Below are 12,530 nucleotides of genomic sequence, written 5' to 3'. Positions count from 1 at the left end.
ACTGATTGAGATGATGAGTTTTCGTAAACTCTGACCGCCGCAGAGTTGCCCCTGAGTAGCGGTGTATCCGCCGTGGGTGCGGATTAATCGGTCAGGGGCACAAGTGCATCAAAAGCGATCAATCGCTATAAAGTGAGCCCGTCTCACCCTTTTGATGTTCACCGTATCTGCCAACGGATCAATCCTGTTCGCATCCAACGACGGATCAATGCGGGAGAGTATTTATGAGATTAGTCAGTTTGCGACAGAGACGGCGCGTTTCGCTGGCGGCCTGTGTGCTATTGGGCGCCGCCAGCCTGGTCACTTCGGCGAATGCACAAGAGGCCGAGGGCGAAAGCGAAGCGCGCCAAGAGACTGTGGTTGTAGAGGGGCGCCGCGTTTCGACCGCCGACACTGCCATCGGCCTGAACGAAGCGACGAATACGGTTGCTGTGACGCGTGCTGAGCTTCTCTCAGCGCCAGGCGGTATTTCCGGCCTCAAGATGCTTGAATCCCTGCCGGGCTTCAACGTGCAGACCGATGGGGCACTTGGCCTTTATGAATTCGGCAACTCCGTGACGGTGCGTGCCTTTAACCTTCAACAGATCGGCTTTGTTCTGGATGGCGTGCCAATGGGCCGCTCGGACGCTTTCGGCGGCAGCCCGATCTTCCGCTATGTTGACAATGAAAACCTCGGCTCGGTCGTGGCTTCGCCAGGTGCAGGCGACGTTTCGTTGCCGAGCTATGCCTCGCTTGGCCCGATCGTTTCCTACAATACGGTGGATACGTCAGACACGCCGGGGGGCATGCTGTCCTACACGATGGGCGACGACAATCTTGAGCGCAGTTTCATCAAGCTTGAGACCGGCAATATCAATGGCCTGTCCGCCTATGTCAGCCGTTCAAAGACGGACAGCGACCTGTGGCGCGGCCCCGGCACGATCGACCGCGAGCATATCGAGGGCAAGATCAAGTATGAGTTCGACGCCGATACATTCATCAAGTTCGGCTATGTTCATAACGACTTCTTTGACTATGACTCTCCGTCCGCTCCGGAGTCGACGTTCGACAACGACTATTATTATGGCTATGAGGCGGCTATTCCTGAAACCGGCTGTATCAACCCGCTACCGGGCGTCTATGACTATAATGGCGACGGGGTTGCCGACAGTGCCGACTTTACCCCGATCTTCACGGGCGGAACATGTACCAGCTATTATGAAGACCGGGTCAATATCCGCGACGACTCTCTCTACTCCCTGGGTTTCCAGACTGACATTACGCCGAACCTGATATTCAAGGCGACAGCCTATCAGGAAGACAAGGACGGTTTCGGTGTGTCGCCAGACAGCTATTCGAACTCGCTGGGCATCTACAACCGACAGGTCGCAGCAGGTCTCGATGTCGTCCACCCACGCGGTGTGCAATACGGCCTCTCCGGCGTTGGCGGAAAGCGGAAGGGCGCCGTTGCTGGCCTCGAATGGCAACTTGCCAGTCACAAGGTTGAAGTCGGCGCCTGGTATGAAGACGAAGATTATAACCGTACCCAGCTGCGTCTCAACAAGACCAATGGCTCCGCCGATGGCGATGTGATCTGGGACGAGGTGGCCTATTATCGCCGCAAGTACACATCGAACCGCAAGACTACGCAGTTCTACCTGAAGGACACCATGAGCCTTCTGGAGGACCGTCTGAATCTCGAGATTGGCGTGAAGACCCTTAGCGTGGACTACACACTAAAAGGCTATCGCGATTACAACGACTACGAAGTCTTTGGGCCACAGAGTGTTGGCGAAAAATATGAGGATAGCTTCCTGCCAATGGTCGGTGCTGTCTATGACATGAACGATACGGATCAGGTCTTTGCATCCTACTCGCAGAACTATGCCCTGCCGCGCGGCGCGGATGACATTTTCTCGATTGCCTCTACTGACGCCTCGACCGAACCACTCCCTTCACCGAAAGGCGAAGAGTCGGAAAACTACGAAATCGGGGTACGGACAAACCGGTCACAATTCTACGGCTCTGCGGCGCTGTTCTACACCACATTCGACAACCGTCTCGTGGCCGGCAGTGTTATCAACCCAGCTACTGAGCAACCGGAGGCGTTCTACATCAACGCCGGGAAGACAGAGTCCTACGGCTTTGAGCTTTCGGGCGTCTTCCAGCCCGCTTTCCTGAACGACAAGGTCTATTTCGACGGCAATTTGACTTATAATCACGCCGAAGATGAATCCGGCTTTGTCCTGGCGGACAGCCCGGAATGGCTGGTTACGGGCGGGGTCACCTATGAGCCGACCGAATGGCTTGTTGCCAATATCTCGGGCAAGTATACCGGCAAGCGCTTTGCCGACTATACAGAAGCGTATGAGATGGATAGCTACGCCGTTCTGAGCGGCTATCTTGACCTTGGCGGTCCGAATGACTTCGGTATTCCGGAAAATGTCAGCCTGCGGTTCAACGTGGACAACCTGCTTGACGAGGAAGTGCCAACTGCGTTTGTGTTCGCCGGTTCTGCTTTCTTCCGTCCGCTCAACCCGCGGACTTTCCAGGCGACCCTGACGGTTCGCTTCTAGGCTGCGCTTTCCAAAACCGGGCAAGGCCCCTGACTGAAAGGTTGGGGGCCTTTGTTTTGTCTAGAAGTCTGCTTGCAGGCGGAGCGTCGCGCCGGTGACGGTGTCGTCGCTGACGCCAGCGCGGACGGCATCTGCGAAAGCAGGGTCAAGGCCGGAGGTCGACGTGCCGAGATTGGCGTCGGACTGGAAGATGCTGAGGCCTACGCGGGTCTTGGAGGTCGGATACCATGAGAGGCCGATAAGGGCGGTGCTCATCGCGCCGCCGTCGACGCCGGCATCTGTCAGGTCCAGCGTGTCATAGGCGACGGATACAGACAGGGCGCCGAGGCCGCGTTCGGTGACGGGATGGTGCACTTTCGGGCGGTCGAACTTGGCATCCTTATAGGTGCGCTCGCCGCCGAAGAAGTACCCTGTCTCAAAGCCGCTGCCGGTAAAGTTGCCCGTGCCGCCTGCGGCGAGGTCTGACCTCACATCCGCATATTCCAGGCTGGCCCAGAATGGCCCGCGAAGCACAGCGGCTTCCAGCCCAATCAGCGTGTCGCTTTCGGCAATGGAGCCGGTCGAGATCATGCGGCCAGGCAGGTGGGCGAACGGGCGCTGGCGATAGCGCAGGTTGGATTGCCTGTCGCCAATCTCGCGATAGCGCACGGAGGCGCCGAGATGCACGAGCATGGCGTCTGTGTGGATGGGCGTGTAGGTGCCGCGCGCGGCCAGGGCGAAGCCTTCTTCGGAGGGCGTGTCATTAAGGTCGCCGCCAAAGGCTCCGGCCATGAAGGTCCAGTCCTTGCCCTTTGTGTGGGCCGCTATGCCGACGCGGCGGTCGAACTCGAAAGCGTCGGTAAATTCGGCACGCTCAGCAAAGGTGGTGAAGCGGCCGGACGTCTGTTCTTCCAGCGAGTTCGGGGTCTTGAACTGGCCAACGCGGATTTTCCAGGACGTGCCTTTCTGTGAGAAGTCTGCATAGGCGTCTGTTGCAATGATTTCGCCGCCTTCGTCGGTTTCAAGCTCAACCTTGAAGTCCATTGCGTCTGTCTTGCCCGAGACCGCGAGGCGGGCGCTGCGCAGTTCGGTGTCGTCGATTTCAAAATCGGCGGTGTCCGCGTCAGCCTGCGTATAATCGTAGAGAAGGCGGCCGGAGAGTTTGAGATTCCATGGTGTCTCGGCCGAGGCGGTGAGGGCTGAAGATAATGCGGCGATAACGAGTGCCGACGTGCCGCAACAGATGTTGAACTTGCCCATTTGACGCCCTTGTCTGGATACTGAGCGTGGGCTGTATGTGAGTTTCGTGACACTTGCATTTCAATTGTGTGACGGATTCGTAAAATAGTCACATTAGATACGCTAAATTGTATCCAGGCGTTGGACACAAAAAAATGCCCCGGTCTGTAATGACCAGGGCATTCTATGGCCGCCGGAGCGGATATTTAAGAGAGCTTAGCTATAGATTTCGAAGAGACCAGCTGCGCCCATGCCGCCGCCGATACACATGGTGACAACGCCCCATTTGGCGCCGCGGCGCTTACCTTCGAGCAGGATGGAGCCGGTGCAGCGTGCGCCGGTCATACCGAACGGGTGGCCGATCGAGATCGAGCCGCCGTTCACGTTGTACTTCTCAGGATCGATGCCGAGGCGGTCGCGGCTGTAGAGGCACTGGGAGGCGAAGGCTTCGTTGAGTTCCCAAAGGTCGATATCGTCAACCGTCAGGCCGTGACGCTCAAGCAGGCGCGGGACAGCGAAGACGGGGCCGATGCCCATTTCGTCCGGGTCGCAACCTGCCACGTTGAAGCCGGCGAAACGGCCGAGCGGTTCGATACCGCGCTTGGCGGCTTCCTTGGCTTCCATGACGACCACGGCAGCGGCGCCATCGGACAGCTGGGAAGCGTTACCGGCGGTGACGTACTTGCCTTCCTTGACGACCATGCCGCCGGAGAAGACAGGCTTCAGGCCCGCAAGCGTCTCATAGGTCGTTCCGGGGCGGTTGCACTCGTCCTTGTCGACGACAACGTCCTGGTAGCTCTCTTCACCGGTTTCCTTGTTGAAGAGCTTCATGCGGGTTTTCAGCGGAGCGATTTCCTCGGCCATGTAGCCTTTTTTCTGGAATTCGGCCGTGCGGCGCTGGCTCTCTGCGGAATACATGTCCTGGGCTTCGCGCGAGACGCCGTAGCGGTCGGCAACGATTTCAGCCGTTTCGATCATGCTCATCCAGATGGCAGGCCAGGTCTTCATCAGCTCTTCTTCGGTGTAGCGGAAGAGGTTCATGTGCCCCGAGCGCGAGACAAGCGAGAGGCTCTCGACGCCGCCACCGACGGTGACCGAAGCGCCTTCATTGATGATCGTGTGCGAGGCATTGGCGATGGCTTGAAGGCCCGACGAACAGAAGCGGTTGATCGTTGCGCCGGATGTTGTGGCCGGGCAGCCGGCCCAGAGGGCTGCGTTGCGGGCGACGTTGTGACCGGTTGCGCCTTCTGGCTGGGCGGAGCCGAGGAACACGTCTTCGACAGCAGCGGCTTCAACGCCAGCGCGCTCCAGCGCATGTTTGATGGCGTGGCCAGCCATCGTGATGCCGTGGGTGTCGTTGAGCGAACCACGGCCAGTTTTGCCCATGCCCGTACGGGCAGTTGAGACGATTACGGCTTCACGCATGGATATTCCTCCGGTTTTGCGGGCTTGTTGCGGCGCACACTAACGGGCTGACGCCACTGGCGCCAGCCTTCCTTTAACGTCAGCGTCAGGAAATCGCAGTGTCAGGCAGGCGTTTTCGCCTTAGGCGCGCTGGCACGGACAGTTTCGTCAACATAAGGTTCGAACTTGGCAAAGTTTGCCACGAACATGTCGGCCAGTTTGGCAGCCTGCTTGTCATAGGCGGCCGTATCGGCCCAAGTTGAGCGCGGATTGAGGATTTTTGAATCCACACCGGGGACAGCCTCGGGCACCATGAAGCCGAACGTGTCATCCTTGCGGAAATTCACATTGTTCAGTGAGCCATCAAGTGCGGCGTTGAGCAGGGCGCGTGTTGCCTTGATGGGCATGCGGTTGCCCTGGCCATAGGGGCCGCCTGTCCAGCCGGTGGAAACCAGCCAGCAGTCGACATCATATTTGCCGATCAGGTCGCGCAGCAGGTTGCCGTATTCGGAAGGGTGGCGCGGCATGAAGGGGCCGCCAAAGCAGGTGGAGAACGTGGCGGTCGGTTCGGTGACGCCTTTCTCCGTGCCGGCCACTTTGGCCGTGTAGCCGGAGAGGAAGTGGTACATGGCCTGGGCTGGTGTCAGCTTGGCGATGGGCGGCATGACGCCAAAAGCATCAGCCGTCAGCATAATGAGGTTTTTCGGCTGACCGCAGCGACCTGATTCTGACGCGTTCGGAATGGCCGAGATCGGATAGGCGCCGCGGGAGTTTTCGGCGAGCGTTGCATCGTCCAGATCAAGCTCGCGCGTTTCGGGATCCATCACGACGTTTTCGAGGACCGTGCCCCACTGCTTTGTCGTGGCAAAGATTTCCGGCTCGGCTTCAGCCGACAGCTTGATCATCTTGGCGTAGCAGCCGCCTTCGAAGTTGAAGAGACCATTCTCGGACCAGCCGTGCTCGTCGTCGCCAATCAGGATGCGCGAGGCATCGGCCGAGAGCGTCGTCTTGCCGGTGCCGGACAGACCGAAGAAAATGGCTGCGTCATCCTTGTCGGACGTGTTGACCGAGCAGTGCATAGGCATGACGCCCTGCGTCGGCAGGTAATAGTTGAGCGCTGTGAACACGGACTTCTTGGTTTCGCCCGCATAGGACGTGCCACCAATAAGAACCATGCGCTTTGCAAAGTTCACGGCGATGACCGTTTCAGACCGCGTGCCGTGACGGGCCGGGTCGGCGCGGAAGGTCGGGCAGTTGATGATCGTGAATTCGGATTTGAAGCTCGCATACTCCGAATCTGTTGGTACGCGGAGCAGGTGGCGGATGAAAAGCGAATGCCAGGCAAGTTCGTTGATAACCGTGACGGGCAGGCGATGGTCAAGATCGGCGCCGCCAAACAGTTCCTGGGCGAAGATGTCCTGACCTGCGAGGTGGGTTTTGAAATCTTCGAGAAGGACATCGAAATGCTCTGGCGTCATGGAGGCGTTATTGTCCCACCAGACGGTCTTTTCGGTCGTGGCGTCACGAACCGTGAACTTGTCCTTGGCCGAGCGACCCGTGTGCTGGCCCGTTTCGACAACGAGTGCCCCGCCACTGGCGACGCGCGCCTCACCATTGGCGAGTGATATTTCGTACAGTCGCGCCTCTTTCCAGTTCTTGCGGAGAGATTTCGGGCGTACGCCCAGCTCGGCGAGAATTGCTACTTGATCGCTCATTATTTCCTCGGACTTTGACTTCGGCTCTATGGCAAAATTGATTGGGCCAGTGTTGGCCCGTACCAAAAATCTGCAACATTCATGCCTGCCCGCGGGAAGATTTGAAACACTTTTAGCGCTAACATAACTGCAAATGGTTCGTTTTGCCCCAAAGCATACCCATGCTTGGGGCAGGTAACCGCTTCCTATGTCTCATTTCAGGGCTGGTACTTGAAGGCCCAACTGACCGTCACGACCGAGTCGTCGTTGAAGCCGGTCACAGGAACATCCCATGGTTCGGCATATTCCACACCAAGGGTGGCGAAGTCTTTATATCCCAGGCGGGCGCCGATTCCTGCCGATCCGAGATTAAAGTCACGGGCTATGGATGGCGTGAGGCTGATGCGGCCTTCGGCATAATCCGCGAAAAGGTAGAGTTCGCTCTTGGCGAGGTTGCCATCAGAGATCGGGCGCCATGCTGGCTCGAAGACGGCTTCATAACCCTTGTCGAAACTGATCACGCCATTGTCGAAGCCGCGTCCATATTCAATGCCGCCATACATAAGGCGCTCGTTGGCAGGCAATATATCGTCAGACCACTGGCCAGATGCACGCAGGCGGAGGAAAAGTTTCTTCAACAATTTCTGGACGACACCGGCGGTCGCGTTAATCTTGTTGAAGCCCGTCTCGGCGCCCATCACTGCGGATTCCGCATTCTCCAGATCCAGTCCTCGCGAATATGTCAGGCTGCCATTGAGGGAGCGGTTTTCCTGGATGAGGCCGGCGCGAATGCCAAACCGTGCGGCGTCGACCCGCTCATTTGCGAAGACAGAGCCGAGGGCGCTGTTGCGGCTCTCGGTGTGATCCACGACGGCGGAGAGCGTGACTTCGCGGTGGAAATCGAGAAGGAGAGGATAGCTCAGGCCTGCCGAGAGGAAGGTTGCGGTGCCATCAATTGGAACCGATGAGGGATGGGAGGCCTGGTAAACCGCTGCGACATCAAGCTTGAGGCCTTCGACGCCAATGGGCGTGGCATACTGTAGGCTGGCCGTCTGCGATTGCTCGCCGTCGGGCGTCGCGGCGAGCCGACCGCGTAGAACGTCGCCTTCGCGCAGGAGACTGTAGCCAAATGCACTGGCACTGAGGCGTCCGGAATCGACAATGCGCGACTCCCGGCTGTCATAGCCGATGGCGAAACTGTTTTTCTTTTCCTCGACATCCAGGAGGAGATTGATGGCGCCCGGCTCCGGCGCCATCTGCAGGCGCGGTGTGACCTTGGTGCCTTCAGCGCGACGGGCAAGGGAGACACCGCGCTCATAGGTGGCGCGCGTTGCGGGTGTCTCTTCGAGAATGGGTTCGAGATAGCCGCGCAGGCGCGGGGCCACGATCTGTTCGCCAGAGCGGAGGGCCACGATGTCGGCAACCCGGCCTTCCGCGATGAAGACGTCGACGACGCCGTCGGACAGATCCTGTTGGGGAATGGCGATCGTAAAGAGTGCGACGTCGGATTTCGAATAGGCGGCCGTCATGGCGGCGGCGAGTTGCTTGAGCGTTTCGGTGTTGGCGGGCTGGCCGAGAAATGCCTCGGTCGCCTTTGCGACGCGGCCGGGCACTTCGGCGCCCTTGAACTGTATGCCGACAATCGGGGTTGTCTCGTTGGCGTCCGACGCGACACTCGTGACAGCATTTTCTATGTCGGGGGCAGTGCGCGGAACGCTAAGGCCCTCTTTGGCGTACCCGGGATCCAGGTGGTCATCGGGCGGCTGGATGGGTTCTCCCGAATGAGCCAGATTTGAAGAAGAGAGAAGCACCGCACCAAGTAGCCATGGTTTTGCAGCTTGCATGCGATGCTTCATGATTGCCTCTTCAGTCTTCAAGGATTGGGAGAGCCGGACTGCCTAGTTCAGTCCGAGGCCACCGAGCAGGCCTGAGACGGCGGAGCCAACAGGCGTGTCGGCAGGATCGGCCGGAGCCAGATCACCCGAGAGGACATCGCCGACAGTACTCGTCAGCGCGTCGCCAACCGTATCCGTCAGGCCTCCATCCAGCGTGCCTGTGAGGTCCGAAGCGCCACCGAGATCGTTCAGGCCTGCTGTGACCGGTCCGAGATCGACACTTGCGAGCCCACCGAGGGACACCCCGGTATCGCTCGAAGTTGCCAGGTCGACATTAAGTAGCGTGTCATTGCTGGCGACGCCGACTTCTGCGAGCGAGCCGCTGGTCTGGTCAGGGGACAGGACGCTCACGCCCAGCACAGACGTGCCGGATGAGTCGCCAAGGGCCGTACCGCCACCGACGCTAGCCGTCAGGATCGGTGCCACGGACGATGTCAGTCCATCGACAAGCGGTGCACCATCTGTACCGAATGACGTAAGAGCCGCGCCCACATTACTGACGGTTTCCGTAACCGGTGAGGTGACTGTCGAAAGTGTGCCGGTCTGGTCAACCTGGTCGATAATATCGTCAAGGCCGCCGCCCAGCGATGCGATCGCGGTGCCGCCGCCAGCCGATGTTTCCGAGACGACCGGAATGGACGCGGACGGGTCACCAAGGTTGGCGAACAGGCCTGTTCCAGCGACACCTTCGGCACCGACAAGCCCGCCTGTTGCGATCATGCCTGTGTCACCAAGTGCAAAGTTGCCGCCTGGCTCGCCAGCCGGACCTTGTGGGCCGACCATGCCTGGCATGCCTTGGGCGCCCATTGCCCCTGTTGCTCCTGTTGCGCCGGTCTCGCCGGTTGCACCGGTTGCACCGGTCGCTCCGTTCTCGCCAGCTTTGCCTGCGGGACCGGCAACGCCTTGCGGACCCGTTTTGCCGATGCTGGCATAACGCGTGCTTCCCGATGAGTTGCATGCGGTGAGCGCCAGGATCGTTCCCAGGGCTGCGACTGTGATTTTCAAGTTGGGCATTGAGTACTCCTCCGTTGTTCCGGATCAACCTCGCGGCGGATATCTTCGATCCATCTCGCAGGCCCGGTAAATCTAATTCTCGGAGAATATTCTTTCAGAAGTTTATTTTGAGTATATTGTATTGAATAGGATAAATTAACGAAATCGGGCGCGGCTTTCCCCAAGGGGAGGATATGCCTCCTAATGCGTTGAATTTATTGGGTCTACAATGCCTGGGTCGCTGTAGGTCCCTGTCCGCGAAGGCGATCGAGAATGCTGTCGCGCCATTTGGCGGGCAAAATATACAGCACCCACGCCGCAGCTTCGTAATGAGCGCGCTTCCAGATATCTATCGGATTGAGGCTCGATTTAGCACACGCGGAGCGTGCAGGCGGGCCACCATGCGCGACTGAGTGGTAGATTGTTTTTGCGCGCATAAGGTGCATGCAATTGGATACAAACACAAGTTGCCGCGCGCCCGTGAGGCCAGGCTGGTCAGCCAGATTCTGCAGGCCTGATATCGTATCGCGGGAGGTGACATCTGCGGAAATGCGCGCGCCATAGCCCGATTTGCGTATCGCACTGAGGGCCATTTCCTGACTGCCGACGATGCCTTCTTGGGGGCGGTGGCCACCGACCATGACCAGTCGGTCGACCTTCCCGGCTTTCAGAAGAGCAATGCCCTTGTCAATCCGGGCGGCGGCTTCTCGGGGCGAGCTCGAATAAAAGACCACGCCTGCGCCGTCAGTAATCTGGCCGGTCTGGTCGACGAAACGCGTCAGCCCGAAAAAGAGCAACGTGGCAAGCAAATCTGCCAACAGGAGACGGATCAGCAGGATTCGCAGTTTTCTCATACCCGAATCTTAGCAGGTTTCGGACCGTGCGCGAGGCTTCAGGTGCGCATCAAAGTGCGTTCACGAGAGCCTTTGTGGGTGTCGTAATGGATGCTGGCAGGGCGTCGAGACTATACCAGCCAAAACCGCCATGCTTCGCAGGCTCCATAAGACGTGGCTCGCCCGCAACGAGGCGTGCGAAGAAGATTGGCGACACCCAGTGGCGCCCATCTCCCGCGTTAATGATTTCGGAAATGCACGCAAGTTTTCCGACCTCAATTTCGATTCCAAGCTCTTCAGCGATCTCCCGGCGCGCCGTCTCTCGCGCGGGCTCGCCAAAATCAATCTTGCCACCGGGCAGTCCCCAGGCGCCAGCTTCCGGTTCGGTCAGCCGCTGGATCAGGAGGAGGCGTCCATTCTCATCAAATATGGCTGCGCCGCAGCCGGCTTCCGGTCGGGCGTCCATCAGAGTTCACCGAAATGCTTCAGCGCGGCCAATGCTATAGGTTCGCCCCATTCCTGAACGAAGTGGCCGCCATCTGCGACGATCATGGGGGGAGGGCATCCCCGTATGGTCTTGCGCAGCTGTTCCATGGTGGCGGTGCCGAGCACCGGGTCTTGCGCGCCGATGGCCATGAAGCTGTCGCCAGACCATTTATTGGTCCACCATTGGGCGGCGCGCCTGGAAATATCGACGCCGTCCATACCTGGCGCCGTCATGACAAGCTCAGGGAAGCGTCGCACCCCGGCCTTGTAGCTGGCATCCGGAAAAGGTGCGCCATAGGCGGCGGCCTCGGCATCGGACAGAATGGGCGTACCGCGTTTCATCAGTGCAGCGACATCCACGTCTGCCTGCGTGCGCATATAGGCTTTCCAATTGTCGAAGCCCTCACTTGGCGACTGGCCTGTCGCAATCGTGGTGTTCATGACGATGAGGCGCTCGAACCGTTGTGGCATGTCCATGGGCAGCGTGAGCCCAAGGAGGCCGCCCCAGTCCTGGCAGACGAGTGTGACGTTCTTCAGGTTAAGGCGTTCTAACAGGGCCAGCATCATCTCGCGGTGAAACGTGAACGTGTAGACATTGTCGTCGACGGGTTTGTCGGAGCGGCCGAAGCCGAGCCAGTCCGGCGCGATCACGCGCGCGCCACTGTCGAGGAACACGGGGATCATCTTGCGATAGAGGTAGGCCCATGAAGGTTCGCCGTGCAGGCAAAGATAAGTACGCACGGCATCCTGCGGACCCTCGTCAACATAATGGACGCGCAGGCCCTCATAGCCAGGGAGATCTTCGATATAATGGGGCGCAAAACCATAGCCGGGCAGGTTCTCGAACCGGTCGTCAGACGTGCGTTTGGCTTCTATCGGCATAGCGCTGCCTCCGTGGTGGGTTTGCCCGTGCACCATGCGTTAGGCATGGGGGGATGCCAACAGGCAGCCCTTCGTAAAACCCCGCATATGGTTGCCTGGGGAATATGTTAGCATGGCATTGCGTCCACACGGATGCGGCTGTGCCGGCAGACCCGGACATATTGCGGAGCGTGCCATGTCGTACACAATCAACCGGGCAATTGCGGGGGCAGACTTCGACGTCGTTGGTCAACGCACGCGTAAAGCGCTTGCCGGCAAAGGGTTCGGCGTTCTTACAGAAATTGACGTCGCTGCCACCATGAAGAAGAAGCTGGGTGTCGACATGATGCCATATCTTATTCTGGGCGCCTGCAATCCGGACATGGCGTATAAGGCAATCAGCATGGAGCCGCGTGTCGGCGCGATGCTGCCATGCAATGTGATCCTGAGACAGGTTGGCGACGATGTCGAAGTCAGCGCGGTTGATCCCGTTGCATCGATGCAGTCAATCGACAATGATGATCTCAAGCACGTGGCGGGAGAGGTCCGCGATCTTCTCGCAGAGGCGATCGCGGCCATATAAATACCTGG

Annotated in this window: 10 protein-coding genes; 2 read left to right on the top strand and 8 right to left on the bottom strand. The window is 58.9% G+C overall.

The window, feature by feature from the left end:
* Positions 1-224: 224 nt before the first annotated feature.
* Positions 225-2,555 carry a TonB-dependent receptor gene (locus V7651_RS02900; protein ID WP_335612088.1) on the top strand — a complete coding sequence of 777 codons (2,331 nt, stop codon included), beginning with the start codon at positions 225-227 and terminating at the stop codon, positions 2,553-2,555.
* Between the two features lie 60 nt (positions 2,556-2,615).
* On the opposite strand, the gene V7651_RS02895 is transcribed toward V7651_RS02900, so the two are convergent.
* From V7651_RS02895 to V7651_RS02860, 8 genes are all read right to left on the bottom strand, one after another.
* Entirely contained in the window at positions 2,616-3,794 is a 1,179-nt protein-coding gene (locus V7651_RS02895; RefSeq protein WP_051615067.1) for an OprO/OprP family phosphate-selective porin, read from the bottom strand.
* A gap of 195 nt (positions 3,795-3,989) precedes the next feature.
* On the bottom strand, positions 3,990-5,198 hold the full coding sequence (locus V7651_RS02890; protein ID WP_034738663.1) for an acetyl-CoA C-acyltransferase: 1,209 nt from the start codon (positions 5,196-5,198) through the stop codon (positions 3,990-3,992).
* Between the two features lie 101 nt (positions 5,199-5,299).
* Entirely contained in the window at positions 5,300-6,892 is a 1,593-nt protein-coding gene (locus V7651_RS02885; protein WP_034738667.1) for a phosphoenolpyruvate carboxykinase, read from the bottom strand.
* A gap of 197 nt (positions 6,893-7,089) precedes the next feature.
* Entirely contained in the window at positions 7,090-8,727 is a 1,638-nt protein-coding gene (locus V7651_RS02880; RefSeq protein ID WP_034738670.1) for a ShlB/FhaC/HecB family hemolysin secretion/activation protein, read from the bottom strand.
* A gap of 42 nt (positions 8,728-8,769) precedes the next feature.
* On the bottom strand, positions 8,770-9,780 hold the full coding sequence (locus V7651_RS02875; protein ID WP_051615068.1) for a hypothetical protein: 1,011 nt from the start codon (positions 9,778-9,780) through the stop codon (positions 8,770-8,772).
* 203 nt (positions 9,781-9,983) lie between these two features.
* Positions 9,984-10,613, bottom strand: a complete 630-nt coding sequence (locus V7651_RS02870; protein ID WP_081812113.1) for a YdcF family protein — start codon at positions 10,611-10,613, stop codon at positions 9,984-9,986.
* Positions 10,614-10,662: 49 nt separating this feature from the next.
* A complete protein-coding gene (locus tag V7651_RS02865) occupies positions 10,663-11,058 on the bottom strand; it encodes an NUDIX domain-containing protein (protein ID WP_034738675.1) in 396 nt (131 codons plus the stop codon).
* Positions 11,058-11,960 (bottom strand): haloalkane dehalogenase, encoded by a 903-nt coding sequence (locus V7651_RS02860; protein WP_034738677.1) that lies wholly within the window; start codon positions 11,958-11,960, stop codon positions 11,058-11,060. Before V7651_RS02860 ends, V7651_RS02865 begins: the two co-directional genes overlap by 1 nt.
* 175 nt (positions 11,961-12,135) lie before the next feature.
* Here V7651_RS02860 and V7651_RS02855 point away from each other — a divergent pair, with 175 nt between their 5' ends.
* Complete coding sequence (locus tag V7651_RS02855; protein WP_034738679.1) at positions 12,136-12,522, top strand: DUF302 domain-containing protein; 387 nt, start codon at positions 12,136-12,138, stop codon at positions 12,520-12,522.
* Positions 12,523-12,530: the final 8 nt, after the last annotated feature.

The organism is Hyphomonas oceanitis (genome assembly GCF_036964545.1).
Classification (GTDB): Bacteria; Pseudomonadota; Alphaproteobacteria; order Caulobacterales; family Hyphomonadaceae; genus Hyphomonas; species Hyphomonas oceanitis.
Note: the sequence above shows the minus strand (reverse complement) of the source record. Positions and strands in the feature narration are given on the sequence as shown.

Coding starts and splice junctions, on each gene's coding strand:
- V7651_RS02860 (WP_034738677.1), bottom strand. CDS start 11,960: ATGCCGATAGAAGCCAAACGCACGTCTGACGACCGGTTCGAGAACCTG.
- V7651_RS02885 (WP_034738667.1), bottom strand. CDS start 6,892: ATGAGCGATCAAGTAGCAATTCTCGCCGAGCTGGGCGTACGCCCGAAA.
- V7651_RS02870 (WP_081812113.1), bottom strand. CDS start 10,613: ATGAGAAAACTGCGAATCCTGCTGATCCGTCTCCTGTTGGCAGATTTG.
- V7651_RS02880 (WP_034738670.1), bottom strand. CDS start 8,727: ATGAAGCATCGCATGCAAGCTGCAAAACCATGGCTACTTGGTGCGGTG.
- V7651_RS02865 (WP_034738675.1), bottom strand. CDS start 11,058: ATGGACGCCCGACCGGAAGCCGGCTGCGGCGCAGCCATATTTGATGAG.
- V7651_RS02875 (WP_051615068.1), bottom strand. CDS start 9,780: ATGCCCAACTTGAAAATCACAGTCGCAGCCCTGGGAACGATCCTGGCG.
- V7651_RS02855 (WP_034738679.1), top strand. CDS start 12,136: ATGTCGTACACAATCAACCGGGCAATTGCGGGGGCAGACTTCGACGTC.
- V7651_RS02890 (WP_034738663.1), bottom strand. CDS start 5,198: ATGCGTGAAGCCGTAATCGTCTCAACTGCCCGTACGGGCATGGGCAAA.
- V7651_RS02895 (WP_051615067.1), bottom strand. CDS start 3,794: ATGGGCAAGTTCAACATCTGTTGCGGCACGTCGGCACTCGTTATCGCC.
- V7651_RS02900 (WP_335612088.1), top strand. CDS start 225: ATGAGATTAGTCAGTTTGCGACAGAGACGGCGCGTTTCGCTGGCGGCC.